23 protein-coding genes and 1 other RNA gene are annotated in these 26698 nt (G+C 65.8%); 8 read left to right on the plus strand and 16 right to left on the minus strand.

What is annotated here, in order from left to right:
* Positions 1-2 precede the first annotated feature (2 nt).
* The 7 genes from HNE04_RS02115 to HNE04_RS02145 form a co-directional block, all read right to left on the minus strand.
* Entirely contained in the window at positions 3-842 is an 840-nt protein-coding gene (locus HNE04_RS02115) for an ABC transporter permease (protein WP_172216298.1), read from the minus strand.
* On the minus strand, positions 842-1657 hold the full coding sequence (locus HNE04_RS02120; protein ID WP_172216299.1) for an ABC transporter ATP-binding protein: 816 nt from the start codon (positions 1655-1657) through the stop codon (positions 842-844). The genes HNE04_RS02115 and HNE04_RS02120 overlap by 1 nt, the downstream gene beginning before the upstream one ends.
* A gap of 70 nt (positions 1658-1727) precedes the next feature.
* A complete protein-coding gene (locus HNE04_RS02125; RefSeq protein ID WP_172216300.1) occupies positions 1728-2741 on the minus strand; it encodes a proline racemase family protein in 1014 nt (337 codons plus the stop codon).
* A gap of 37 nt (positions 2742-2778) precedes the next feature.
* A complete protein-coding gene (locus tag HNE04_RS02130) occupies positions 2779-3567 on the minus strand; it encodes an ABC transporter permease (protein ID WP_172216301.1) in 789 nt (262 codons plus the stop codon).
* Positions 3564-4397: an ABC transporter permease gene (locus HNE04_RS02135; protein ID WP_172216303.1), complete on the minus strand. Its 834-nt coding sequence runs from the start codon at positions 4395-4397 to the stop codon at positions 3564-3566. The genes HNE04_RS02130 and HNE04_RS02135 overlap by 4 nt, the downstream gene beginning before the upstream one ends.
* Before the next feature lie 11 nt (positions 4398-4408).
* On the minus strand, positions 4409-5494 hold the full coding sequence (locus tag HNE04_RS02140) for an ABC transporter ATP-binding protein (protein ID WP_172216305.1): 1086 nt from the start codon (positions 5492-5494) through the stop codon (positions 4409-4411).
* 14 nt (positions 5495-5508) lie between these two features.
* A complete protein-coding gene (locus HNE04_RS02145; RefSeq protein WP_235964710.1) occupies positions 5509-6675 on the minus strand; it encodes an ABC transporter substrate-binding protein in 1167 nt (388 codons plus the stop codon).
* Between HNE04_RS02145 and HNE04_RS02150 the strand changes: the two genes are divergently transcribed.
* A complete protein-coding gene (locus tag HNE04_RS02150; protein WP_172216307.1) occupies positions 6674-7732 on the plus strand; it encodes a GlxA family transcriptional regulator in 1059 nt (352 codons plus the stop codon). The genes HNE04_RS02145 and HNE04_RS02150 overlap by 2 nt on opposite strands.
* On the opposite strand, the gene HNE04_RS02155 is transcribed toward HNE04_RS02150, so the two are convergent.
* From HNE04_RS02155 to dnaX, 5 genes are all read right to left on the minus strand, one after another.
* Positions 7722-8756, minus strand: coding sequence for an ABC transporter substrate-binding protein (locus HNE04_RS02155; protein ID WP_328700251.1), 1035 nt, complete (start codon positions 8754-8756; stop codon positions 7722-7724). The genes HNE04_RS02150 and HNE04_RS02155 overlap by 11 nt on opposite strands.
* 115 nt (positions 8757-8871) lie before the next feature.
* A complete protein-coding gene (locus tag HNE04_RS02160) occupies positions 8872-9285 on the minus strand; it encodes an MAPEG family protein (RefSeq protein WP_172216311.1) in 414 nt (137 codons plus the stop codon).
* Between the two features lie 16 nt (positions 9286-9301).
* Positions 9302-9892, minus strand: coding sequence for a recombination mediator RecR (gene recR, locus HNE04_RS02165; protein WP_172216313.1), 591 nt, complete (start codon positions 9890-9892; stop codon positions 9302-9304).
* An 8-nt stretch (positions 9893-9900) separates the two neighbouring features.
* Complete coding sequence (locus HNE04_RS02170) at positions 9901-10233, minus strand: YbaB/EbfC family nucleoid-associated protein (protein ID WP_172216315.1); 333 nt, start codon at positions 10231-10233, stop codon at positions 9901-9903.
* A gap of 13 nt (positions 10234-10246) precedes the next feature.
* Positions 10247-12028, minus strand: coding sequence for a DNA polymerase III subunit gamma/tau (gene dnaX, locus HNE04_RS02175; protein WP_172216317.1), 1782 nt, complete (start codon positions 12026-12028; stop codon positions 10247-10249).
* 87 nt (positions 12029-12115) lie between these two features.
* On the opposite strand from dnaX, the gene ffs reads away from it, so the two are divergent.
* An RNA gene (gene ffs, locus HNE04_RS02180) (signal recognition particle sRNA small type) lies at positions 12116-12212 on the plus strand.
* Between the two features lie 134 nt (positions 12213-12346).
* Complete coding sequence (locus HNE04_RS02185) at positions 12347-12934, plus strand: hypothetical protein (protein ID WP_172216319.1); 588 nt, start codon at positions 12347-12349, stop codon at positions 12932-12934.
* On the opposite strand, the gene HNE04_RS02190 is transcribed toward HNE04_RS02185, so the two are convergent.
* The 3 genes from HNE04_RS02190 to HNE04_RS02200 are packed head-to-tail and all read right to left on the minus strand — an operon-like array spanning position 12931 to position 19921.
* Positions 12931-14151: a TIGR03862 family flavoprotein gene (locus HNE04_RS02190; protein WP_172216320.1), complete on the minus strand. Its 1221-nt coding sequence runs from the start codon at positions 14149-14151 to the stop codon at positions 12931-12933. The genes HNE04_RS02185 and HNE04_RS02190 overlap by 4 nt on opposite strands.
* A complete protein-coding gene (locus HNE04_RS02195) occupies positions 14148-17456 on the minus strand; it encodes a UvrD-helicase domain-containing protein (RefSeq protein WP_172216322.1) in 3309 nt (1102 codons plus the stop codon). Before HNE04_RS02195 ends, HNE04_RS02190 begins: the two co-directional genes overlap by 4 nt.
* Complete coding sequence (locus HNE04_RS02200) at positions 17453-19921, minus strand: PD-(D/E)XK nuclease family protein (RefSeq protein WP_235964711.1); 2469 nt, start codon at positions 19919-19921, stop codon at positions 17453-17455. The genes HNE04_RS02195 and HNE04_RS02200 overlap by 4 nt, the downstream gene beginning before the upstream one ends.
* Positions 19922-20093: 172 nt before the next feature.
* On the opposite strand from HNE04_RS02200, the gene trxA reads away from it, so the two are divergent.
* From trxA to HNE04_RS02225, 5 genes are all read left to right on the plus strand, one after another.
* Positions 20094-20426 (plus strand): thioredoxin TrxA, encoded by a 333-nt coding sequence (gene trxA / locus HNE04_RS02205; protein ID WP_172216326.1) that lies wholly within the window; start codon positions 20094-20096, stop codon positions 20424-20426.
* Positions 20427-20627: 201 nt separating this feature from the next.
* A complete protein-coding gene (gene rho, locus HNE04_RS02210; protein WP_172216328.1) occupies positions 20628-21893 on the plus strand; it encodes a transcription termination factor Rho in 1266 nt (421 codons plus the stop codon).
* Positions 21894-21985: 92 nt separating this feature from the next.
* Positions 21986-22285, plus strand: coding sequence for a type B 50S ribosomal protein L31 (locus HNE04_RS02215; RefSeq protein WP_172216330.1), 300 nt, complete (start codon positions 21986-21988; stop codon positions 22283-22285).
* Positions 22286-22361: 76 nt separating this feature from the next.
* Positions 22362-24056, plus strand: coding sequence for a hypothetical protein (locus HNE04_RS02220; RefSeq protein ID WP_172216332.1), 1695 nt, complete (start codon positions 22362-22364; stop codon positions 24054-24056).
* Entirely contained in the window at positions 24053-25393 is a 1341-nt protein-coding gene (locus HNE04_RS02225; RefSeq protein WP_172216334.1) for an MATE family efflux transporter, read from the plus strand. The genes HNE04_RS02220 and HNE04_RS02225 overlap by 4 nt, the downstream gene beginning before the upstream one ends.
* Here HNE04_RS02225 and phoR read toward each other — a convergent pair.
* Positions 25344-26696: a phosphate regulon sensor histidine kinase PhoR gene (gene phoR, locus HNE04_RS02230; protein ID WP_172216336.1), complete on the minus strand. Its 1353-nt coding sequence runs from the start codon at positions 26694-26696 to the stop codon at positions 25344-25346. The genes HNE04_RS02225 and phoR overlap by 50 nt on opposite strands.
* Positions 26697-26698: the final 2 nt, after the last annotated feature.

A 26698-nucleotide genomic window follows, 5' to 3' on the forward strand; every position in this document is an offset into this window, starting at 1 on the left:
TTTCAGAGTTTCTCGGTTTCGCCTTGGCGCGGCTGCCACTTCATCAGCCGCTTCTCGATCCGGCCCACCAAGCCGTCGAGAACGAGTGCAAACGAGGTCAGCACCACGATGCCCGCGAACACGGTGTTGACGTCGAAGGTGCCTTCGGCCTGCAGGATCAGGTAACCGACGCCGCGCGCCGAACCCAGGTACTCGCCCACCACCGCGCCCACGAAGGCCAGGCCCACCGAAGTGTGCAGGCTGGAGAACACCCAGCTGGTCGCGCTGGGCAGATACACCGTGCGCAGCAGTTGCTTCTGGTTGGCGCCGAGCATGCGGGCATTGGCCAGCACCACCGGGCTGACCTCCTTCACGCCCTGGTAGACGTTGAAGAACACGATGAAGAACACCAGCGTCACGGCCAGCGCCACCTTGCTCCAGATGCCCAGGCCGAACCACATGCCGAAAATCGGCGCGAGGATCACGCGGGGCATGGAGTTGGCCGCCTTGATGTAGGGATCCAGGATCGCACTGGCCGTGGGCGCCAGCGCCAGCCACAGGCCGAAAACGAGGCCCAGCACCGTACCCAATCCGAAGGCCAGCACGGTCTCCAGCAGCGTCACGCCCAGGTGCTGGTAGATGTCCGCGCGTCCCGGCAAGCCGTCGGGAAACAGGTCCGTGGGCTCGAAGCCGAAAGGCATGAACCACGACCAGATGCGGCCCGCCACCTTGATCGGCTCGCCCAGGAAAAAGGCATATTGCTGGTTGCGCGAGATCAGCTGCCAGAAGACCAGTACCGCGATCAGAAGGCCCACCTGCCAGTAGCGCAGGTTCTTGCCGGAAGGCTTCATCGCGTCGAACATCAGGCCGCCTTTTTCAGTTGCTGGGCGTAGCCCTTAAGAACCTCGTCGCGCAGCACATCCCATATCTGCTTGTGCAATTCGACGAAGCGCGGCTGGGTGCGCACTTCGGCGACGTCGCGCGGGCGCGGCAGGTCGATGTCGAACTCTCCGATCGGCCGGGTCGCCGGCCCCGCCGACAAGACCACCACGCGATCGCTCATCGCGATGGCCTCGTCCAGATCGTGCGTGATGAAGAGCACGGCCTTCTTTTTGGCGGCCCACAGGTCCAGCACTTCGTTTTCCATCAGCTGGCGGGTCTGGATGTCCAGCGCGCTGAAGGGCTCGTCCATGAGGATGATGTCCGGGTCGAGCGCCAGCACCTGGGCCAGCGCCGTGCGCTTGCGCATGCCGCCGGAGAGCTGATGCGGGTAACGATCGCCGAATTCACCGAGGCCCACGCGTTCCAGCCAGGCCTGCGCCTGCTTTCTGGCATCGGCATCGGGTACGCCCCGATACTGCAAACCCACCATCACGTTGTCGATGGCGCTGCGCCAGGGCATCAATGCCTCGGTCTGGAACATGTAGCCGGCGCGCCGATTGATGCCCTGCAGGGACTGGCCGAACACCTTGATGTCGCCGGAAGACGCCTGGAGCAGGCCCGCCCCGATATTCAGCAGCGTCGATTTGCCGCAACCCGTGGGCCCGACCACCGACACGAACTCGCCCGCGCGGATGCGCAGCGTGGTGTCGGCCACGGCCGTATATCGCTGCGCCGGTTCGTCCGGCGAATGGAAGGTGACGGTGATGCGATTGAGTTCGAGCGCGAATTCAGGCATGCGCGCGAGCGTACCTGAAATTCCGCATCGATCAAACGCCGCGTCGGGCCTTCTCGGCCCGTCGCTCCCTTCAACGAATCAGAAATCCTGCACCAACGGGGTCCTTGCGATCGATCACCCAGCGCGCGGTCCCCACAATGCTGGCTGTTCCCTTTACGGTTGGGCGCACCGCGCGCGTGCCGTTCAGGTCGACCACGCCCAGCAGGCATCCTTCGAAGGTTCCGCTGCCCAGCAAACCTTCCGAGCGAATCGGCTGGTTGAGCCCCATCTTCCCACGCGCCTCGAACATCGCCATCATCGCGCTGGTTCCGGTGCCACCGGGCGAGCGATCGAGTTGCCCTGCGCTGAACACGTGGACGTTCTTGTAAAACGCACCTTCTATTGTCGGCTCATGCCAGAAGGTCACGAAGTTGAGGTTATTCACGTGAGCCTGCGTCGGGTGCTGCAGACGCTTTTGCGCATTGATCTGATCGCGCGCCAGAACACCCAGCCGCGCCAGCTCCGTGCCGTTGTTCGGCGAAATCCGCAGCTTGGTTGTCGATAGATCTATGATGCCGAAATAGTTGCCGCCCCACACGATGTCGGCAGCGACCTTGCCGTAGCCGGGCAGGTCGACGGGGACATCCCTTTCTGCGACATAGGCGGGAACATTCTCGAAGCGCGTCCAGAGGACCTCATTGCCTTCGCTGGCAACTTCGGACACAACCAGCCCCGCGGTCGTTTCGAAACGAATCTTCGTCATGCCGTTTTCCCCGCGCGGCACCAAGCCGAGGGCCACCATGGCCATGCTGACCGCAATCGTGCCGTGGCCGCACATGTGGGAATACTCGGTGCCGTCGATGTAAATAAGGCCCGCGTCGAACCCTGGTCCCGAGGGCGGCGTCAGGAAGACGCCGAACATGTCCTTGTGGCCCCGCGGTTCACGCATCAGCGCGAGGCGCAGCCAGTCGTATCGTTCTTCCAGAAAAGCGCGCTTTTCCAGGATGCTGCTGCCGGGCGGATATGGAATGCCGCTGTGAATGATGCACAGTGGTTCGCCCTCGGTATGGGTATAGATGACGTCGAACGTGTCCTGTTTTTGCATGGCTGGTGGTCCTAGATGAGGAAGACGGAGGGAGGGTTTATCTGCGCTCGGACAGCATGTCCAGGCCGAGCGTCAAGTCGAGAATGACGATGACAACCGCCGCGAACGCGATGGTCGCACCCGACACGGCCGCGATCGTCGGGTCTATCGTGTATTGCACATAGTTGAAAAGCTTCACGGGTATGGTGTTGAGCTCCGACGTCGTGTTGAAGATTGACAACTCAACGTTAATGAACGAGGAAATAAAGGCGAAGATCGATCCGGCTACTACGCCCGGTCGGATCTGGGGCAGCACGACCAGGAAGAACGTCGTCAAGCCATTTGCCCCGAGATCGGCGGACGCTTCCTCAAGCGCGCGTTGCTCAAGCGTGAGAAGCGACAGCGTGCTACGAAGCACGAATGGCGCCACGATCACGGTGTGACCGATTGCCAAAGCCAGGAAGCTTCGCGTCAAGCCGAAGTAAGCGCCGAATTGCAGCAGCGCTGCACCCAGCACGATGTGAGGCAGAACCAGCGGCGAGAGCAGCATCGCCGACACCAGGCGCTTTCCCGGAAATTCATGGCGCGCCAGGGCCAGCGCGGCAGGCACGGTCATCACGACGGCCGCCACGGTCGCCGCCAGCGCCAGCAGGATGCTGGTGGTGAAGGCGGCTACGTAACTGGGGTCGCCCAGCATTTTGCGGTACCAGTCCAGGGTCAGCCCTTGTGGGGGAAAGGCCAGAAACTGGGACGCCGTCAGAGAGGCGCCAACGATCACGGCGAGCGGCAACACGAGGAAGCCGAGGACCGCCCACGATAACGCCCGAATTGCCAACCTTGCGCTCATCGCGCCCTCCCAGGTGTTTCGCCGATGCGCGCGGCAATGCCGACCATGACCAGTGTGAACACAAGCAACACGACGCTCAGCGCCCCGCCGTAGTGAACATCGAAGACCGAGCTGTACTGCTGGAAGATCAACATCGACAAGACGGTGATGCGGCCACCCGACAGGAGGGCCGGCGTGACGTAGGCGCTGACCGCGAGCGTGAAAACCATGATGGCGGCGGACATCACGCCAGGCAGCGTCAAGGGGAGCGTGACATGCCAGAAGGTCGCGCGGGGACTCGCGCCCAGGTCGGCCGAAGCACGTTCGAGGTCGGCGTCCACCCGGGCCAATGCGTTTCCCACTCCGAGCACGACGAAGGGCAACAACACATAGACCATCCCGATCAGGATGCCGGTCTCGGTACCCAGGAAACGAATGGGCTGGTCCGTCAGGCCCGTTGCCACCAGTCCCTGGTTCACCAGTCCGGTGCGTCCCAGCAGCACCATCCAGCCGAATGATCGAACAATGTTGCTCGTAAACAGTGGCACGACCAGGAGAATCAAGCAGGCACGCCGCCAGGCGCGCCATTTTGCTATGCGCACCAGGTACCAGGCGAGCGGATACCCCAGAACGAGGCAGACCAGTGTCGTTGCAAGCGCGATGCGGAACGTGACGACAATGACGTCCCAATGGTAGCGATCGGCCAGTACATGGATGTAGTGCCTGAGAGTAATGGTGCCGTCGCCTGGCCCTTGGGTGAAGCTTGCCAACACAACGACCGCCAGCGGCGCCAGGAAGAACGCGCCAAAGAAGGCCAGCGCAGCAGCAAGCAGCAACGCCGGAGCAGTCATGCCGCCGCGTGTCACTCCCGATCCTCCAGTTGGTGCAAATTGGCAGCCAGGAATTCCAGCCGCGCGGGCCGCCCCGGTTGCATGGACTCATCGGGCAGCCCCGACGCGCGTGCCACCAGAATGCGACCTTCGACGTCGACGTGGATGAAAGTGTGACTGCCTACGCTGACCACGTCCTTGACCGTTCCGCCAAGAACGCAGCGACCGGCTGCCGCTGCAGCGGCGGGAGGTTCCCCCGCCCCACCTTCCGCCACGAGCAGTAAGTGTTCGGGCCGCAACACGGCCACGCCCCGGTCCGCACGAGCCCGCAGGTGCGGGATTTCCAACTGCTGCGTCGCCAGGTGCACGAAGCCGCTGGAGCCCGCAACGAAATCGATGAAGTTGGCCTCACCGATGAATTCGGCGACAAAGCGGTTCGCGGGCGCACGATAAATACCGGTGCCGGTTCCCACCTGCTCCACTCGCCCCGCATTCATGACGACGATCCGGTCGGCCATGCTCATCGCCTCCTCCTGGTCGTGCGTCACGAACAGAAACGCTATGCCGAGCTTTTCCTGTAGGTGCTTGAGCTCCAGCTGCATGCGCTTGCGGAGCTTCATGTCCAGCGCCGACAAGGGTTCGTCGAGCAGCAGCAGCTTGGGCCGATTGACCACCGCCCGGGCCAGGGCGACCCGTTGCTGCTGGCCGCCGGATAGTTCGGCGGGGTAGCGCGAGCCCAAGCTTGCCAGTCCCACCAGTTCAAGCGCGTCTTTCGAGCGCTCTTCGGCTTCGGCTCGGGCGATGCCTTGGCGGCGCGGGCCATACGCCACGTTCTCCTGCACGCTCATGTGCGGAAACAGGGCGTAATTCTGGAAGACCGTATTGAGCGGGCGACGATGCGGCGGCCAACCACTGACGTCCTGGCCGTCGATGACGATGCGGCCCGCGTCCGGTTCCACGAACCCCGCGATGGTCCGCAGTAGCGTCGTCTTCCCACAGCCGCTGGGCCCGAGCAGGGCAATGAATTCGCCCTGCTCGACCGTCAGCTGAATAACGTCCAGCACGGGGTGCTCGCCGAAGCGCTTGCGAACGCCGTCGATAGTGACAATGGCAGACATCGGGTGGGCAATGCTTAGCGTTTACGGGCGACCTGGCGGTTCCATGCGTCGGTCACCTCCGCGCGCCGCTGGTTGATCACGTTCCAGTCCAGGAGATTCAGGTTCGCAACCGAGCCGTCCGTGCCCCAAGGCAGTTTGCGCGCAACCTCAGTGGGGACGCTCACGTTCTTGACTGACGGCCCAAGGTAGAGTTTTGTCGCCAGACATGCCGATGCCTCGCGAGAAAGCGCAGTGTTGACGAACTGTTCGGCTGCGGCCTTATTGCGTGTTCCCTTGACGATGTGCAGACGGGCGTCGGTTGCCCACACGCCTTCCTTTGGCACCGCAAAGCCAATGGGCACGCCCTTGTCGATCAAGTCCCAGGCTCCAACATTGAAATGCGCGCCAATAACGGCGTCCCCGCTCTGATACGCGTTAGTCGCCGCGCCGGAGCTGTCGAAAAATAGCGCGGTGTTGAGCGAGCGGATTCTGTCGTACAGCGGGTCGAGACGGGCGGCATCGACGCCCCACACCTTGGCCAGGAAGAAAACGATCGGCACGCCCGCGGAGTTCGATGGCGAGGGCAGCGCTACTGTTCCGGCGTACTCGGGCTTCCACAGGTCTTTCCAGCTGGTGGGTGGTTGTTTGACCTCCTTGGTGCTGTAAACCAGGCCCATCGAATAGTAGCCGGTACCCACTGCGAACGTGTTCTTGCCGCTGCGATAGACCGCCTGGTCGAGCACGTTGGCCATGTTGGGGATAGCCCGGACATTCAGGTCTTCCAGTACGCCCGCCTGCTGCGCGAGTTCGCTGATTCCGCCGTCCATCCATGCGACGTCAATCGTCGTTGCCGCCTTCTGCTGCTGCAGTTTGGCCAGCGTCGTCGTCGAAGTGCCGATTTCCGGGACCACCTTAATGCCAGTAGCCTTGGTGAAGGGCTCGGCCACACACGCGTTGAAGGCTTCCCCCCAGTTGCCGCCGTACCATGCGACCGTGAGCTTGCCCTGCTGAGCCAGGGCCGCCTGCGACAGAGCGGCTGCGCCTGCAAAAAACAATACGGACGCGAGGGTAGTGCAATTGCGCGTTGTCATGAAAGTTCCTCTTGGTGAGTTGCCATGAATGGTGATGGGCAGACGCATCTTCTCCCTGCGCCGATTAGTTCGCTTGAAGTCGCGGGCCGCAAAGTTGAATAATTGCGTCATGCCTTCCTCGCGACCCCCGACTGACTGCACTCCTTTGCCCGACGGCGCCCCGGACGACGACGTCGGGTGGGGAAAACCCGAACTGAGGATCGGGTTCGTGCTGTTGGAGCAGTTCACTCTGACCGCATTTGCCGGCCTGGTCGACGTGCTTCGCCTCGCGGCCGACCATGGAGGGCGAAGCCGGAAAATCCATGCCAGCTGGCGAGTAATGAGTTGGGACGGAAAGCCCCGCACGTCGAGCGCCGGACTCACTCTGGACGTCGAAGGCGCGTTGGCGGACGACGTCACGGCCTTCGACTACATCGCCGTCTGCGGGGGCAATGACTATCCGAACAACTACGTGCCGCCGCAGCTGCGCGATTGGTTGCGTACCGCCGCCGCCGCGCGCGTTCGCTTGCTCGGAATCTGCACCGGAACATTCGCACTGGCGCACGCCGACCTGATCGGCGCGCGCACAGTTTGCGTGCACTGGAACGTGCTCGATTCGTTTCGCGCCAGCTTTCCGGCAACCCGTGCAGTGGTCGACCGACTTTTCGTTGATGAGGGTGACCTGATCACTTGTGCGGGCTCGACAGCTGCCATAGATTTGGGCCTGTACTTGGTCACCCGCCATTGCGGCCGCGACAAGTCGCAACAGGCGGTCAGGCATATGATGCTGCAGGGAATGCGGCCGTCGCGCCTGCCTCAAGCTCATTTCTACGCCGACCTCTCGGGCATTCAGGACGTGCGCGTCCGGCGCGCAGCCCACTATCTGGAGCAGCGGGTGGACGATCCACCAACGCTGGACGCCACCGCCCGCTACGTAGGCGTCGGCCGGCGCCAGCTCGAACGCGCGTTCAGCCAGGCGTTGGGCATGTCACCCACGGCATTCCAGCGCGGCCTGCGGCTCGAGTACGCTAGCTGGCTGCTGCTGAACAACCCGCGCAGTATCACCGAGACTGCGCTGGATTGCGGATTCTCAGACGGCGCGCATTTTTCGCGCGAATTTCGCGCGAGGTTCGGCTTGTCGCCCAAGCAGTTCCAGCAACGCGGGACGGGCGCAAAGACTACGCCTTGAACCGGTCCTTGGCGCGGCGCGCAAACTCGTTGGTGTAGGTCTTGCCCAACTCGATCTTTTCGGGCTTGATGGCCGGATCGAAGCTGGCCAGCGCCTTCAGTGCGGTGCGTGTGCCCTCTTCGGCGATGAGGCCGTCGAGCGAGATGGCTTCGCGCACCTTGTTGAAGGATGCGAGGTACAGCGCGCGGTCACCCAGCAGATAGCCTTCCGGCACGGTCTTGATGATGTCGCTGGGCCCGGCCGTCTGCAGCCACTTGAGGCCGCGAACGATGGCGTTGGCCAGGCCCTGGCAGGTGTTGGGGTTCTTCAGCACGAAGTCGGTGTGCGAGTAGAAGCAGGCTGCGGGCATGGGGCCACCGAAGACATCGATGGTGCCCTTGAGCGTGCGCGTGTCGCTGATGATCTTCACGTCGCCCTTTTGCTCCAGCATGGTCATCACCGGATCGGTGTTGCTCATGGCGTCGATCTGGCCCGAACGCAGCGCCGCCAGCGCGCCCGCTGCCGTTCCCACGCCCACGAAGCTGACTTCGCTGGCCTTGATGCCGGCACGCGAGAGCACCAGGTTCGCAACCATGTTGGTGGACGACCCGGGCGCCGAAACGCCGATCTTCTTGCCCTTGAGGTCGGTCAGCGTCTTGTAGTTCGGCATGGCCTTGGTCGAGACGCCCACGGCGATCTGCGGCGCACGGCCCTGCAGCACGAAAGCCTGGATGTACTGGTTCTTGCTCTGCATGTTGATGGTGTGCTCGTAGGCACCGCTCACCACATCGGAGGAGCCGCCCACCAACGCCTGCAGCGCACGCGCGCCGCCGGCAAAGTCGGAAATCTCGACGTCCAGGCCTTCGGCCTTGAAGTAACCCAGTTGCTCGGAAATCGTCAGCGGCAGGTAGTAAAACGCGGCCTTGCCCCCCACGGCGATGGAAACCTTGCTTTTTTCGAGCTTGACCTGCGCTCGCAGCGCCGGCGCGGCAATGGCGGCAGCCGTCAAAGCCGCGGCCGAGGTGAACGTACGGCGGGAGATGATCATGTTTTTCCTGGATAGGCCTTGCTTGCTTGTTTGCGAGGTTAGCCAGGGCAATGCTGCACCGCATCGGGAACATCCCGTGCGGGTTTCCACGTAAGTTGGGAAGCCGCTGCGATCAGCGATACCCAGTGAACAAAATAGCTATGTTCACCAGGAGCGCCAGCGCCCAGATGGCCGACCGGATCGTGGGCAATCCGGCCACGTACATCGCGATGTAGATGACCCTGAGCGTGACGAACACCAGGGCCAGGATGTCCAGCCTCGTCTGTGGCGCCCCAAGCTGGTGGGCGATGATCACGGCGCCGATGAAAAACGGCAGGGCTTCGAAACTATTGGCCTGCGCGGCATTGGCGCGCGCTTGCCAGTCGGTCTGGCGCGCCAGCCAGCCGCGCGGGTCGCGGTTGTCGAAACCACCCTGCTTGCGGGGCTTGCCGAACCCGCTGGACTTGGCCAGCCAGGCGCAGCCTAAGGGCAGCAATGCGGCGATTAGCACGCACCAGTAAGCCACCGTGAAACGGGCAAATTGCATCCTCATCCCCTCTTTTTTATCTTCTGTCCACCAGCGCGTGCGCGATTGTCCCCAAATCCACGTACTCCAGCTCACTGCCCGCCGGCACCCCGCGCGCCAGCCGTGTGACCTTCAGGCCGCGCGCCTTGAGCGCCTCCCCGATCACATGCGCCGTGGCTTCACCCTCCGCGGTGAAGTTGGTCGCCAAAATCACTTCCTGCACCACGCCGTTGGTGGCCCGGTCGAAGAGCTTCGCCAGGCCGATGTCCTTGGGCCCGATCCCGTCGAGCGGGCTCAGCTTGCCCATCAGCACGAAATAAAGCCCCTTGAATGCGGCAGTGCGCTCCACGGCCGCCTGGTCCGCGGGTGTTTCCACCACGCACAGCTTGCTGGCATCGCGCCGCGGATCCCGGCAGGTGGCGCAGACCTCGTTCTCCGTGAAGGTATGGCACAGGCTGCAATGCTTGATCTGTGTTGCCGCTTGCTGCAGGGCTTGAGCCAGCAGCTGGGCCCCGGCCCGGTCGTGCTGCAACAGGTGAAACGCCATTCGCGAAGCCGACTTGACCCCCACACCCGGCAGGCGGCGAAGCCCCTCGATCAGTGCGTTGAGTGCGTTGTTGTCGGCCATCAGCTGGCTTAGAACGGGAGCTTCATCCCGCCCGGCAGCCCCGGCATGCCGGCCGAGAGCTTGCCGATCTTCTCCTGCGAGGTTTCCTCTGCCTTGCGCACGGCGGCGTTGAAGGCGGCGGCGACCAGGTCTTCCAGCATGTCCTTGTCGTCTGCCAGCAGGCTCGGGTCGATCGTGATGCGCTTGACGTCGTGCTTGCAGGTCATCGTGACCTTCACCAGGCCGGCCCCGGATTCGCCGGTCACCTCGATGTGCGCCAGTTCCTCCTGGGCCTTCTTCAGGTTGTCCTGCATGGCCTGGGCCTGTTTCATGAGGCCGGCGAGTTGTCCTTTGTTGAACATGGGGTTCCTTTGCTTAATTAGTGGTCACTGGCTTGATGCTTCCAGGGACGATTTTCGCGCCAAAGTCGCGCATCATGTCCTGGACAAAAGGGTCGCCGAGGATGATCTCCTCGGCAGCACGCTGTTTTTCCGCCGCGGCGGCGGCGTTGCGGCGCGCCGGGCTGTCCGTCACCATGCCCACCTCGACGCTCAGGTTGACCGCGTGCCCCGCGCCTTGCAAGGCGGCCTTCAGGCGCTCACGGGCGGCGGGCTGATTCAACGACTCGCGCTCCACGCGCAGCATCCAGTGTTCCTGGTCGCGGGCCACCAGCTGGGATTGCAGGGCCAGCTCGCGCACCAACGCCGTGATCGCCTCGCGCGCCACGAGCTGAGCCACCGTGGCATGCCAGAAATCACCCTCTTCCGTGGGAATGACGGTCGTTGTGGCCGGGCCTTGAGCGTCGCGCGGCGACTCGGGTTGAACCCGCACGGGCACGCCCACCACCTCGGCGGCAGGCCGGCCGGTGACCGGGACAGCGGGAGCAGCGGCGGGCGCGCCGCCGGCCGGCCGCTGCGGCGGCCTCACCTCGCGCGACTCCATGACCGGGAGGACCCGGCCTGGTGGCGCGCCCACCGCGGGCACGGCGGTGCGGGCCGGGGCCGGCGCCTGCAGCGGCCGCTCCTGGGCCGGTTCAGTCAGAGTTTTTTTTTCCGCTGCGGGCGCTTTAAAGGCCAGCAGTCGCAGCAGCACCATGGTCAATGCCGCGTATTCGTCCGGGGCCAAGCCCAGCTCGCCGCGGCCATGCAGGCACATGCTGTACAGCAATTGCGTTTCGTCCGCCGGCATCAACTGGGCCAGGCGGGCAATCTCAGCCGCGTCGGGATCCGTGTCGTCGGCGGCAGACGGCACGGCCTGGATCACGGCCATGCGTTGCAGCACCGCGCTCATTTCTTCCAGGGTGGACGCGGCGCTCAGGCCCAGCGTGCGCAACGCATCGGACGTTTCCACCACGGTCTTGCCGTCGCCTTGAGCCAAGGCATCGATCAGGCGCAACACATGGCCGCGATCGACGCTGCCCAGCATCTGCCGCACGGCGGCCTCTTCCAGCTTGCCACCACCAAAGGCGATTGCCTGATCGGTGAGCGACAGCGCGTCGCGCATGGAGCCGCGAGCGGCGCGCGACAGCAGGCGCAACGCCTGGGTGTTGGCTTCGACGCCCTCCGCCTGCAAGACGTGCGCCAGGTGCTCCTGCACGGTTTCCGGCGCCATCGGCCGCAGGTTGAACTGCAGGCAGCGCGACAACACGGTCACCGGCACCTTCTGCGGATCGGTGGTGGCCAAAACGAACTTGAGGTATTCGGGCGGCTCCTCCAGCGTCTTGAGCATGGTGTTGAAGGCATGCCCCGTCAGCATGTGCACTTCGTCGATCATGAAGACCTTGAAGCGGCCCTGCACCGGCTTGTACACCGCCTGTTCCAGCAGCGACTGCATGTCGTCGACGCCGCGGTTGGACGCCGCGTCGAGCTCGGTGTAGTCCACGAAGCGGCCGCTGTCGATGTCGGTGCACGCCTGGCACACGCCGCATGGCGCGGCCGTGATACCGCCGTTGCCGTCCGGCCCCTGGCAGTTCAGAGACTTGGCCAGGATGCGCGATACGGTGGTCTTGCCGACGCCCCGCGTCCCGGTAAAAAGATAGGCATGGTGCAGGCGCTGCTGAGTCAGCGCATTGCCCAGCGCCTGCACCACGTGCTCCTGGCCGACCATTTCCGTGAAGGTCTTGGGCCGGTATTTGCGGGCGAGCACGAGATAGGACATGCGGGAATTCTACGGGCTGGCTCGCGGCCACCTTCCGAACCACCCAAAGTGCCGAAGGGGCTCTTGCCTGCGAATACAATACAGCCTGACGGGCCTCCCCGCATGGTGAAGCGGCCAACCGGGTCAGGTGGGGAACCAAGCAGCCCTAACTGTGGAGCCAGTGCCGGGGGTAAGGCTCGTCAACTTTCCCCTTCTTTCCCACTACCGTTCAGCCACGAACGGCGACCTCCTGGCGGCTGACTGTAACGCTGGGTTGCGTCCGACAAACTTCCAGGTGCTGCAGACCTAGAGTCGAGCCATAAACCGCTGGGAGGTGCCATGAACGCCGTCGTCGTGTGCCCGATGCGCCAGTCAAACGCTGTCGCCAGGTATTGGCTTTTCATGGCTGCGGCGATCGCGCTTTGCCTTTCCGGCACCGGCGCCTGGGCGCAGGATGACGAAGCTGCTGCCACCGTCGTGGCGCAACTCGCGGTGCCGGAAGTGTCAGCCACATCACTTCCCCGGTTCGAACCAGACGGCGCATCGCGCGCATCGCGCATCGACATGACCTGGCTGCCGCGGCGGCGTTCGGCCCTGGGCCTGTCCCTGGGCATGACCAGCATCGATGGCCTGGGGCTCGGGCAAAGCATGGACGTCGGCCTCCACTGGCGCTATACGATGGACACCAACTACCGGATCGACGTGACGGCATGGCGGCGGATGACGCCCATCGATGCCGCGTCGCTGGTGCAGCTGCGCGAGCCCAGCTATGGCGCCCGCGTGGAGATGAGAATCGGCCGGGCTCCGACGCAACCGGGCTTCGTGGCCGAACGCGGCTTCATCGGCTTCCAGCTGGAAAGCGGCGCCCGCATCACGGTGCGCCGCAGCGGCGGCAAGCCGATGATTTACTACCGCACAAAGTTCTAGGCGGCCGCGCGCACGCCGAGAAAGCTCAGCAGCCCCAGCGCGGCCGCGCGACCGGTGGCAAAGCTGGCCGTCAACAGGTAGCCACCGGTCGGCGCTTCCCAATCCAGCATTTCACCCGCGCAGAAAACGCCCGGCACTTCGCGCAACATGAGCCCTTTATCCAAGGCCTCGAAGCGAACGCCGCCCGCGGTGCTGATCGCTTCGTCGATGGGCCTGGCGGCAACCACTGTCAGCGGCAATGCCTTGATCGCACTTGCCAGGCGGCCCGCATCGTGCAGATCGGGCTTGGGCACCAGTTCGTGCAGCACCGCCATCTTGATGCCCTCCAGGCCCAGACGGCTCTTGAGATGGCTGGACAGCGAACGCGAGCCACGCGGATGAGCCACCTCGGCGAGGACCTGCGCCGCGCTCCGGGCAGGCAGCAAATCCAACTCGAACGTGGCGCTCCCGCGTGCCGCTATCTCGTCGCGCAGTTGCGCCGACGCCGCATAGATGAGGCTTCCTTCGACACCCGTGGCCGTGGCGACGAACTCGCCCTGGCGGTGGAACTGCTGGAAGCGGATGGCGACCGACTTGAACGGTTGTCCGGCGAAGCGGGTGGCGAAATATTCGGTCCAACCACCGCGCACGTCGAACCCGCAATTGGAGGGCAGCAAGGGCGCGATGCTCACGCCGCGCTCCTCCAGCAGCGGCACCCACGCGCCGTCGGAGCCCAGGCGAGCCCAGCTCGCGCCGCCGAGAGCCAACATCGTGGCTTCGGGCCGCACGATGCGCTCTCCCTGCGGCGCTTCGAACTGCAAGGCTCCGTCTTCGGTCCAGCCCGTGAATCGATGCCGCATGTGGAACTGCACGCCCGCACCGCGCAGCCGCTGCAACCAGGCGCGCAGCAGCGGCGCCGCTTTCATTTCAGACGGAAATACCCGGCCGGATGTGCCCACGAAGGTGGCGATGCCCAGGCCTTGCGCCCAGTCGCGCAACGCCTGCGCACCGAATTGCTCGAGCAAGGGCTCGATCTGGGCACGGCGGGCGCCGTAACGCGAGGCGAAGGGTTCGAATGGTTCCGAATGCGTGAGATTGAGGCCGCCCTTGCCTGCCAACAGGAACTTGCGCCCCACCGATGGCATGGCATCGAAGACCTCCACCTGCAAGCCGGCTTGGGACAGCACTTCCGCAGCCATCAATCCCGCAGGACCTGCGCCCACCACCGCGAGCGTCATGCCACCACCACCAGTTTGCCGCGGCCGGTCAGGAACGCGGCTTGTACCGCGGCCCCCGGGTAAGCCGCCTGAACCGCAAGGCGATAGCGGTGCATCTGCCCCAGCAGGGCCGGATCGCGCTCGGGGCGGGACGCCGATTTGAAGTCGAGCACCCACCATTCGCGGGTGTCGCTGCGGCGCACCAGCCGGTCAAGGCGCAGCAGCTCACCCTGATACACCAGTTCTACCTCGTTGGCCTGCCAGTCCACCGCCGTTTCGCTCCAGGCCCAGGCGCCCTCGCCGGCCAGGATGCGCTGCGCCATCGTCGCGGCCTCATGCACAGTGGGACCTGCCAAGCCGAACTCGCGCCCAACACGCAGCAACTGCGCCTGCGGCCAGGTGGCGGAACCCGGGATCCGAATTTCAAGCAGGCGGTGGACAGCCTCTCCGAAGAGCGAGTCCGGTGTGGACGCCGCCTTGGCGACGACCGGCTTGGCCGCCGGCAACCGTTGTGGCGCGACGGGCACCACAGGCAAGCACAGCGGCGGGGCCGGCGGCGCCGCCCCGGCTTCGATCGCCGCGCCCGCCGGCGGCGGGACTGGAATGGGTTCACACAGCGCCTGCAGCCGTTGCCACCAGCTCGCCGGAGACGGCGCATGTTCGTCCTGCGGCTCCTGCTGGGTGCCTTCGCTCGGTGCTCCGTACGGCTGCACCGACGAGATCACCAACCGATTCCGTGCCCGCGTCATCGCCACATACAGCGCGTTGAGTTCCTCGCGCTTGCGCGCCGCCAGCTCCACCGCCAGCGCATCCACGCTGCACGCGGGCGGCCGGCTTTCGCTGGCGAGGAAAGCGAAGCGCCACGGCGCCGGCGCCTCGCCCGGCCATTCGACGATCACGCCCATGGTTTCCGGCTTGGGCGCGGCCCCGTCGGTGTCCAGCATCAGCACGATGGGCGCCTCCAGGCCTTTGGCCCCGTGCACCGTGAGCAGGCGCACGGCGTCCGCCTGCGTGACTGCGGGCGCGCGCACGCCGCCGGCCTTCAAGGCACGGACCAGGGCATACGGCGTCACATAGCGGGCACCATCCACCTGCAAGGCCGCGCCCAGCAGCGCGCGCAGGTTCGCGAGCACGCCTTCGCGCAGCGGGACGGGCGCTGCCGCACCGAAGCGCGCCAGCACGTCGCCCTCGTGGTAGATGGCCTCGAGCGCATCATGCGGCGGCAGGCTGTCCACCAGGACCTTCCATTTCGCGAGTGCCTGCGCCGGTTCGCGCAGGTCCGGCGCCGGCGGCGGCGTTGCCTGCAGCAGCTCGAACCAAGTCGAGGGCGGGCCTTCAGCCTGGGCGCGGCGCGCCGCCAGCGCGATCTGGACCAGGCTCTCGTCGGACACGGCAAACAGGGGCGATTTCAGTACGCGCGCCATCGACAGGTCGTGCGTGGTCGAGACCAGCAGATCGAGCAAGGCCACGATGTCCTGGACTTCCGGGGCTTCACCCAGCTCGGTTTTCTCGGGCTGCTGCGCCGGGATGCGCAGGGCCCGCAGCTCGTCCTCCATCACGGCCAGGCGGTCGCGCTTGCGCGCCAGCACCATGATGTCGGCAGGCCGGGCGCCCTGGGCCAGTTGCGCGCCGACCCAGGCAGCCGCCTGGCGGCATTCCAGGGTCACCAGCTTTTCCTCGGGCAATTCACGGGGGGTGGTCAGGCTATCGCGCCAGGTCAGCGCGAGTTCGGCGCCCTCCTCGATCGCCGGCTTGGCCGCCCGCTCGATCACCGGGAGCCGGCCTATCGTTCCGCGCTGGCTCGACTCTGTGGTGTGCGGGCGGAATCCCTCGTACTGGCCCGCTTGCTGCGCCGTTTCCATCACCCGATTGACGACTGCGATCAGCTCGGGGGCGTTGCGGTGCGTGTGGTCGCAACTCAGCACGTCGCCACTCAAGCCCTCGACGACGAAGGCCTTGGCGGCGTGGAATACCTGCGGCTCGGCCCGGCGGAAACGATAGATGCTTTGCTTGGGATCACCCACGATGAAGACGCTGGGGCCGGAGCCTCCGGCACCAGCGTAGCTGCCCAGCCAGCCGCGCAAGGCCTGCCACTGCAGCGGATTGGTGTCCTGGAACTCGTCGATCAGCAGATGCCGGATCCGCGCGTCGAGCCGCTCCTGTACCCAGCCGGACAACACGTCGTTGGACAGCATCACCAGCGCCGCACTCTCGACGTCGTTCATGTCGATCCAGCCGCGTTCACGCTTGAGGGCACTGAATTCGGCGATGAGCACGCGCGCCAGCCGCGTGATGCGCTGGTGATGCAGCCAGGCCTGGTGCTGCGCCTGGGCCGCGCACAAAGCCTGCAGTTCCGCCTCGGCTTCCTGCGCGGCCTGGAACTTCGCCAGGTTGGCGGTCAGCCGGTCTTCGTCGGCGACAAAGAAGGCCTTGCGCAGCAGGCTGAAGCGCAGCTGCAGGTCGAACGTCTCGAACGCATCCACGACGACATGGGCGGCCTTTTGCGGCGTCTTGTTCTTTTCGATTCCCAGCGCGCGGGCGCGCGCGAGCCAGCGTATGCGAGCTGCGTCGGTCTCCAGCGCCGCCTCGGGTTCGACGTGGCCCGCGAATGCGGGATACACGGTGGCGAATGGTTCGACCGAGGCTTCCACCACGTCGTGCGCGTCCGCCAGGGTGAATTCCACACGCTTGGCCAGCGCGGCATGCAGTGCCTTCTGGGTCTGGAAGCGCCCATGCGCTTCGACCGATGCCTCGTAGTCGCGGCGCGCATTCGGTTCGGCCGCCACGGCCGTGTGGAAGCGGCGCCAGACCAGGGCGATGGCTTCGCTGTCGTCCTCCAGCAGTTCGTAGCGTGCCGGCAAGCCCAGGTTCTCGAGTACGGAGAGCGGCGCACTGCGCAGCAAGGCGGCGAACCAGCTGTGGAAGGTCCGCACTTGCACCGGCCGGCCGCCACCGAGCAGGCTCTCGTACAGGCCCTTGAGCGCGGTACGCAGCGCAGGGTCCGACTGCGGGGCGATGCCGCGTTCGAGCAGCGCCTTGTCCAGCACTTCAGGCGGTGCCGAGGCGAACTCCTCCAGCCACTCCTCCAGGCGCTGGCGCATTTCGCCGGCGGCCTTCTTCGTGAATGTGATGGCCAGTATTTCCTGCGGCTTCGCGCCGTCCAGCAAAGCGCGCAGGATCCGCGACACCAGCATCCATGTCTTGCCCGCGCCCGCGCAGGCTTCCACCGCCACGCTGCGGCGCGGGTCGCAAGCGATGGCGTAGAAGCGCTCGCGGCTGACGCGCTGGCCGTTGTGTTCATAGGCGAGGCCCGAATCCTTGTTCATACCCACCAGTCCCTGCGGCACAGGCCGCGCGCTGCACAAAACTCGCAGACCTTGCCTTCTCCGAGCGCGGGCATCGACGCCCCGCCGGCGACCTGATCCAGATCGTGCAGGATGCCCTGCACCAACAGGTCGCGCGCCTCGACGACTGACTTTTGCTCCAGCGTCTCGGCCTTGCCGCGCTCGCCGATGTTGACGTAGGCGGCGCGCAGCGTGTCGTCTTCCAGCAGCGCCGCATAAAAAGCGAGCTGGGTGTCTTCCTCCGGCTGCCGGATGCGGGCGGACGTGGTCGCGCGCGCCTCGGTCTTGTAGTCCATGACCATCACGGTGCCGTCCGGCAACCGGTCGATGCGATCGATGCGGCCGATCAGTTTGACCGGCCCCAGCGTGATCTTGTGTTCGCTCTCGGCCTGCTCGAACACCGCACCCTTGCCCTCATGCCGGGCCAACCAGGCCAGATAGCCGTCGCGCACTTGCGGCCAGGCTGCGGCAAACGGCAAGAATTCGCCCTCGTCCAATCCCTCGATGCGGGTGACTTCCTGCGCCGTGATATCGAGCAGCTGGGCGCGAGCCGGGCCGGGCGGTTCCGGGCTGGCGCGTAGTGCCTCATGGAAAGTGCTCAGCACCTTGTGCAGCCAATTGCCGAAGTCACGCTTGCCCAGTTCGGTGTCGATTTCCGCGGCTTCCTGCAATCCCAGCTGGCGCAGCGCGAAGAAGCGATAGGGACAGTGACGCAGATCGTCGTAGGCGCTGGCCGAGAGCTGCTCGATCGCCAGATGCGCGCTGGCGGGCAACGGCTTGGCCACCGGATGGGCGGCAAGCTCGCGCAGCTCACGCGGATCGGGCTCGGGCGCCAACCCGCCCAGTCGCAGCGCCTGCACCAGGCTGCTGGCGAGCACGGGCTCGCCGCTATCGTCGCTGCGGCGCCAAAGCACATCGCAGTGCGGGGTCTGCAGCGCGTTGCCCCAGCCGGCGCGCAGCTGCGCCTCCAGCGTTTCACGCGAAGGCAAGCCCAGCGCGTTGCGCTGCGCAGCCGTCCACGAACCGGGCGGCTCCGGCGACGCCGGGAGCCGCAACTCGTCGCATCCCGCCAGCACCAAGGCGCCGGCCACCCGGCCGAGCAACTGGTGGAACGGCAGGATCACGACTTCCTCTTGCGGGGGATGGATGGGTTTGAACGTCGCCGCCTCCAGGACGTCATCGGCCCAGGCGGTAAATTCCGCGAGCGAGAGGCGCCGGCCGGCATGCGGGAACTGCTCCCAATGCACCTGCATCTCCTCGCCCAGCCCCAGTTCGTCCAGCAGCTGCGCCCCGGCGGCGTCGGCTTGCAGGCGTGGCCAATGGCCACAGTGCTGGAGCAGCTCGCGCAGCGCTTGCAGCCACATGGGCAGCGCACGGGTGCGCTGCATGGCTTCACGCCAGGTGTTCGCGTGTTCGATCACCTCCGGCCAGCGTGCGCCCTCCTTGCCCTGCAACGAGGCCACCGAACGCCATTCGCGCAGGCCTTCGCGCCGCACGCGGCGCTCCAGCGCCAGCGCGGAGCGCGGGGCCACGGCGGGCGCATTCTTCAGGAAATCGAGCACGGCGTCGCTGCCGGCATCCCAGGCGCAGGCGCGCAATGCGCCCATCACATGCGCCGCGGCCCGCGTGGTGGACAGCTTCCAGCCGGTCTCATCGCGAATGGCGACCTTGCGCGCGGTGAGCATGGCGCTGACGCGCCGCGTCAACACGCGATCGATGGCGGCGAGTGCGACCGGCACCCTGCCCGCTTCGATGTGGCGCACCACGCATGCCGCCGCCATCTCGGCCTCGTGCGACGGATCGCCCGCTTCGTGAAGGTGCACTTCGCCCCGTGGCACTTCCTGGTCCAGGCGCAGCGTCACGGCTTTGTCGCCCAGGATTTGCCTGAGCGCCTGGGCGAGGGGCTCGGTCTGGAAGCCTTCCAGCACCATCAGCAGGTCCATCGTGGCGGCCACTTCGGTGCGCAGCAGCGTGTCGGTGGCGTAGGCCGATGCGGCAGCCCACTCGACGGCGATCCGGCCGATGGCCGCTTCCAGCGCCAGTGCGGGTGCCTCGGCGCCGATGGCTACGGCTGCACGCGCGCGCACCGCCCACGCCTGCCGCTCCGAGGGCGGGACCGCGCCCGCAAGCGCGCCCAGTTGCCAGGCCGCCTCGACCAGCCGCCCCGCGAGCAGTTCGCCGCGGGCGCCCAACCCTGCGCGATCGAGCCACGTCCGCGACGTGAGGAGGTCGCGGCCCATGTCGAAGCTGAGGTCGTCGTTCCCCGGCGAGAAGTCGGCTCGCCCAGCCCACTCCATGGTCGTTTCGAAGCGCGGGGCAAAGCCGTCTTTCACTTCCTGGGCCCACAGGCGCTTGGCCACCGGCATCAGCTGGGCGTACGGAAGCAGCACCACGGTGCGAGCCGGATGGGCCCCGTGTTGCTGGATCAGCACCCGGATAGAGCTCATCAGCCCTTGCCAGAGCCGGAGTGCGTGATGGGTTTGTGCTATTGCATCCATAGCATGGGAGGCGTCGTCCATACCCGACGCGGGGACTTGGTTTCTGTCACAATTCCCTCACTGTACTTGCACCGGCCCCTGCGCCCGCAGCGGCACCGCCAATTGCCCAAAGGAAAATCACATGGCCAGCGACCTGATCAAGCACATTTCCGACGCCACTTTCGAGGCCGACGTCCTCAAGTCCGACAAACCCGTCCTGGTGGACTACTGGGCCGAATGGTGCGGCCCCTGCAAGATGATCGCCCCTATCCTGGATGAGGTTTCGGCCACCTACAAGGACAAGCTGCAGATCGCCAAGATGAACGTGGACGAGAACCGCGACATCCCCGCCAAGTTCGGCATCCGCGGCATCCCCACCCTGATGCTGTTCAAGGACGGCCAGCTCGCCGCCACCAAGGTCGGCGCCATGAGCAAGGCGCAGCTGACGGCCTTCATTGACCAGCAGCTCGCCTGACGCCGCCGCAGGCACACAAGCACAAGGGGCCCAACGGCCCCTTGTTTTCGTCTATACTTTGTCCAGTTCACTGATCCGCCACTTGCAGGCGGGCCAGTTCGAGTTCCCGGTTCGTGAGGCATTTTTCTCGCCTCGCTCACAACCTCCCCCAGATCACCAACAACAGCTCCGCAAGGGGTGCACTTACGCAGGATCTTTTCCATGCACCTAAACGAACTCAAGGCACTTCATGTGTCCGAAGTCCTGAAGCAAGCCGAAGAGCTTGAGATCGAAAACACCGGCCGCATGCGCAAGCAGGAGCTGATGTTCGCCATCATCAAGAAGCGCGCCCGCGCCGGCGAGCAGGTTTTTGCCGACGGCGTGCTGGAAATCCTGCCCGACGGGTTCGGTTTCCTGCGCAGCCCCGACACCAGCTTCACCGCCAGCACCGACGACATCTACATCTCGCCCAGCCAGGTGCGGCGCTTCAACCTGCACACCGGCGACATGATCGAAGGTGAAGTGCGCACGCCCAAAGACGGCGAGCGTTACTTTGCCCTCACCAAGCTGGACAAGGTCAACGACGGCCCGCCCGAGCAGAACAAGCACAAGGTGATGTTCGAGAACCTGACGCCGCTGTTCCCCAAGGAGCAGATGAAGCTCGAGCGCGAGAACTTCAAGGGCGAAGAGAACGTCACCGGCCGCATCATCGACATCATCGCGCCCATCGGCAAGGGCCAGCGCGCGCTACTGGTGGCCCCGCCCAAGAGCGGCAAGACCGTGATGATGCAGCACATGGCGCACGCCATCGCCGCCAACTATCCCGACAGCCACATGATGGTGCTGCTGGTGGACGAGCGCCCGGAAGAAGTGACCGAAATGCAGCGCTCGGTGAAAGCCGAAGTGATCGCATCGACCTTCGACGAGCCGGCCGCCCGCCACGTGCACGTGGCCGAAATGGTGATCGAGCGCGCCAAGCGCCTGGTCGAATTGAAGAAGGACGTGGTGATCCTGCTGGACTCGATCACCCGACTGGCCCGCGCCTACAACAACGTCGTGCCCTCTTCCGGCAAGGTGCTGACCGGCGGTGTCGATGCGAATGCCTTGCAGCGCCCGAAGCGCTTCCTGGGTGCAGCGCGTAACGTCGAAGAAGGCGGCTCGCTGACCATCATCGCCACGGCGCTGATCGACACCGGCAGCCGCATGGACGAAGTGATCTTCGAAGAGTTCAAGGGCACGGGCAACAGCGAAATCCACCTGGACCGCCGCCTGTACGAAAAGCGCGTGTTCCCCTCCATCCAGCTCAACCGTAGCGGCACCCGCCGCGAAGAGCTGCTGCTGGCCCCCGAGATCCTGCAAAAGACCCGCATCCTGCGCCAGTTCATGTACAACATGGACGAGATCGAAGCGATGGAAATGGTCTTGAAGAGCATGAAGGCCACCAAGTCCAACGTCGAGTTCTTCGACATGATGCGCCGCGGCGGCTGATCAAGCCAAAAAGGCTATAATCAAAGGCTTTTCTGCGGAAAGTACCCCGGAATAGTCCGGCGCGGCTCCCGCAACGATACAGAAGGAAGATCATGAAAGAAGGCATTCACCCCGGCTACCGCGACGTCCTCTTTGTGGACCTGTCGAACGGTTTCAAATTCGTTACCCGTTCCTGCGTAAGTACCAAGGAAATGGGCAAGACCGACGACGGCCGCGAGCTGCCGCTGTTCAAGCTGGACACGTCCAGCGAGTCGCATCCCTTCTACACCGGCACCCAGAAGTCCGTGAACGACATGGGCGGCCGCGTCGACAAGTTCTTCAAGAAGTTCGGCAAGCCCGCCGGCGCCAAGGCCGACAAGGCCGAAGAAGCCGAGAAGACCGACGCCAAGTAAGCAGCGTTTTTCGCCAAGCAAAGGCAGCCCGGGTGACCGCGCTGCCTTTGTTCTTTTTTAAGGCACACTCGCCCGCGTGAATCAGCCGACCCCCGCCATCGTCAGCCAGGAAGCCGTACGGCGTCTTCCTCGCCTCGCCCTCCTGCTGTTCTGCCTGGCCTATGTCGTGCCCGGCTTCGTGGGGCGCGAGCCGTGGAAGAATGCCGACATCGCCGGCTTCGGCCATATGTTCGAGTTGGCCCGCGGCACGGCGTCGTGGTTTGCGCCAACGCTGCTGGGCCAGCCGCCCGAATTCGACGCGCTGCTGCCCTACTGGCTGGGCGCCTGGGCCATGCAGGCGGCGCCGGCCTGCATGCCCGCGGACTTGGCTGCGCGCCTCCCCTTCGTCATGCTGTTGGTGCTGACCTTGGTGGCCACCTGGTATGGCGTGTACTACCTGGCGCGCAGTCCCCAGGCCCAGCCCGTCCCGTTTGCCTTTGGCGGCGAGGCCAACCCCACCGACTACGCGCGGGCGATAGCCGATGGCGGCCTGCTGGCGCTGATCGCCTGCCTGGGGCTGGCCCAGCTGTCCCACGAGACCACACCGTCTCTCGCTCAGGTGGCCTTCACGTCCCTGAGCTTCTATGCGATCGCCGCGCTGGCTTATCGCCCCCTCCTGGCGGCATTGGGTCTTGTTGCGGGCCTGGCCGGGCTGGCGCTCAGCGGAGCCCCGGCGATGGCGCTGCTGTTCGGCGGCGGCGGCCTGCTGATCAGCCTGTTGGACCGGGGTGGGAACGGGCACACCGACGCGGACCGCACCGCTGCCTGGAGGTCGGCTGCGATCCTGGCGGCAGCGCTACTCGTGGCGGCGGCGCTGGCCTGGCGGCTTGACCTCTGGCGCTGGCGCATCGGTGAAAGCGGCCTGGCGCGCGACTGGCGTTCGCTCGGCCGGCTCATGCTGTGGTTCACCTGGCCGGCCTGGCCGCTGGCGATGTGGACCTTGTGGCGCTGGCGGCGCCAGCTCATCAGCCGCCATGTCGCGCTGCCGCTCTGGTTCGCCCTGGTTGCCATCGTGACCACCTGGATGACGCCCTCCTCCGACCGGTCCTTGCTGCTGGCCCTGCCGGCCTTGGCGGCACTGGCGGCGTTCGCGCTGCCGACGTTGGAGCGCAGTGTCGGCGCTCTCATCGACTGGTTCACCCTGCTGTTTTTCAGCGGCTGCGCCTTGGTCATCTGGGTCGTTTGGATTTCCATGCAGACGGGCGTGCCCGCCAAGCCCGCCGCCAACGTGGCCAAGCTCGCGCCCGGGTTCGAGCCCAGCTTCTCCCTGCTGGCCTTCGCCCTCGCGTTGATTGCAACAGCGGCATGGGGCTGGCTGGTGCGGTGGCGCACGGGCAAGCATCGCGTCGTCATCTGGAAGAGCCTGGTCCTGCCCGCGAGCGGGGCGGCCTTGTGCTGGCTGCTGTTGATGACGCTGTGGCTGCCGGTCCTGGACTTCGCCCGCAGCTATACGCCGGTGGTGCGCGGTGTCATGCGGCACATCGACCAGCCCGGTTGCGTCGAAAGCTTCGGCCTGAACCGCGGCCAGATCACCGCCTTCCGCTATCACGGCCAGCTGGACCTGCGTCCGGCAAGCCGCGAGGGAAGCTGCCCCTGGCTGCTTGCGGCCGCCCAGCTCCAGCCTTCCATGGCAATGGCCCTGGACATGCGCCGCTGGCAGCTGGTCTCCAGCGTCCGCCGCCCGGCCGACGCCAACGACAACGTGCTCCTCTACCGAAAAGTCAGCCAGTGACCGAACTGCGCACCATTGCGCGGCATGCGGGGACGGTGCTGGTCGGCCAGCTCGCCGTCATGGCTTTCGGCGTCACGGACACCATCGTGGCCGGGCGCTATTCCGAAGCGGCGCTGGCCGCGCTTTCGGTGGGCTCGGCTGTCTACATCAGCGTCTTCGTGGCCTTGATGGGGATGCTGCAGGCCTTGCTGCCCACCTGGGCCCAATTGCACGGCGGAAAGCGCAATGAAGAATTGGGCCGCTCGGTTCGCCAAGCCTTGTACCTGGGCGCCATGGGCGTGTCGGCAGGCGGCTTGGCCCTGCTATTTCCGGGCGCGCTGCTGCGATGGACCGAAGTACCCGCGGCACTTCAAGGCGAGGTCACCCGCTATCTGGCGGTGCTGGCCCTGGCGCTGCCACCCGCCCTGCTGTTCCGGATGTACAGCACGCTCAATCAAAGCCTGGGCAAGCCGCAGCTGGTGACCTGGCTGCAGGCCCTGTCGCTGCTGGTGAAAATCCCGCTGACGATCTGGTTCGCGTTTGGCGGGCTGGGCCTGCCCGCGCTTGGCGCTGTCGGCTGCGCCTGGGCCACGGTGGTAGTGAACTACCTGTTCCTGGCCTGGGCGATCTGGCTGCTGCGCACCCAGCCCCTGTACCAGCCCTACGCCATCTGGCGTGCGCTCGAGCGTCCGGATTGGCGCGCCATCGGCGAATTTGCGCGCCTGGGCGTACCGGGCGGCTTGGCGGTGATGGTCGAAGTGACCTCGTTCACCTTGATGGCGCTGTTCATCGCACGCCAGGGCACCCTCGCATCGGCCGCGCACCAGGTTGCCGCCAACCTGGCCGCAGTGCTCTACATGGTGCCGCTGTCACTGGCAATCGCCACCAGTGCCCGCGTCAGCTACTGGCTGGGCGCGGCCGATGCGCGCCGGGCCCGCCTGGCCATTCGCACCGGCTTCAAGCTGGGGCTGGTGATGGCGCTGGTGCTGGCAGCCACCGTCGCACTCGGCCGTTGGCGCATTGCCGCCATCTACTCCAGCAACCCCGAGGTCGTGGCCGTCGCCGCCGGGCTGCTGGCCTGGCTCGCGGTCTACCATATCGGCGACGCGGCGCAGGCCCTGTGCGTGTTCGTGTTGCGTTGCTATCGCGTCGCCATCACGCCGCTGGTCGCTTATTGCCTGCTGTTGTGGGGCGTGGGACTGGCCGGCGGCTACGCACTGGCCTACAAGGACCTGGGTCCGTGGACGGCGCAGAACTCGCCCGCCGCCTTCTGGGCCGGCGGGACGATCGCACTCGCGCTGCTGGGCCTTATCCTGCCAGCGATTCTGTTGCGGGCGGTACGGTCGTACCGCGGCTGACGGCACGCAGGCGGCTGGCGGGGAACTGGATCGCGAAGGTCGAGCCCACGCCGGGCGTACTCTGGATCTTCAGCTCACCGCCGTGCCTCTGCACCACGTGCTTCACGATGGCAAGGCCCAGGCCCGTGCCCCCGGTTTCCCGCGAGCGGCTGCGGTCCACCCGGTAGAAGCGTTCCGTCAACCTGGAGATGTGCTCGGGCGCGATGCCCGGGCCGGTGTCGCGCACCGAGAACTCGCCCCGGCCGTCGGTCAGCTCGCGCCACCGCACGTGGATGGTTCCACCCGGCGGCGTGTAGCGCACCGCATTGCTCACCAGGTTGGACAACGCGCTTTGCAATTCGCTGGGTGAACCGGCGATCTCTGCTGCCGGCGCCGGCTCGAAGCGCAGCGCATGCGCCTTCCCCAGGACGGCCGACAGCGCCTGACCCTCTTGCTCGCAGTGCGCCATCAGCACACTCACGGGGGTCCATTCGCCCGCGCCCGGCAAGGGGCTGCCTTCCAGCCGCGACAGCGTCAGCAGGTCGCTGACCAGGGTTTGCATGCGATGCGCCTGCTGCGCCATCAGGCCCAGGTAGCGCTTGCGGTCGTCTTCATCCAAGGGCAGGTTCTGCAAAGTCTCGACGAAGCCCATCAGCACCGTGAGCGGCGTGCGGATTTCGTGGGACACGTTGGCCACGAAGTCGCGCCGCATGATCTCGGCCTGCTCCACGGCCGTGACGTCGCGAGAGAGGAGCAGCTTGCGCCCTTCCCCGTAAGGGTGCAGGTGGACGGACAGCTTGACCGGCCGGGAAGGCGAGCTGCGCGGACCCTGAATGACGATCTCGTGCCCGCGCCCGCCGCTGTTGTAGTAAGCCGTGAAGGCCGGGTCGCGCACCAGGTTGGCGATCTGCTGCATCATGTCGCGCTGCAGGTCGAAGCCGAACTGCTCGGCCGCGGTCTGGTTCGACCATTCGATCCGCCCCTGGGGATCGAGCAGCACCACGCCGTTGGGCGATGCCTGGATCGCCGAGAGAAATTCCTGCAGCCTGCGCCGCGAATCGACAGCCTCTTGCTCGCGCAGGCGCAGCGCGCGCCGCGCCCTATCCATCACTTCACCCCAGAGGCCGCCGATCTTGGGAGTGCCGGTGACATCGGCGCGCCGCAGCCAGGCCAGGACCCGGGCACCCCGCGCGCTGTCCACCGCGAGCCAGCCCAAAGCGCCGCCCACCAGCCCCACTTGCACGCCCCGCTGGTCACCCAACCACCACCCGAGCAGCCCGCCGGCAAGCTGCCAGCAGACAAGGGTGATCGGGCGCTTGACCATGG

Source organism: Caenimonas soli (genome assembly GCF_013155545.1).
GTDB lineage: Bacteria > Pseudomonadota > Gammaproteobacteria > Burkholderiales > Burkholderiaceae_C > Ramlibacter > Ramlibacter soli.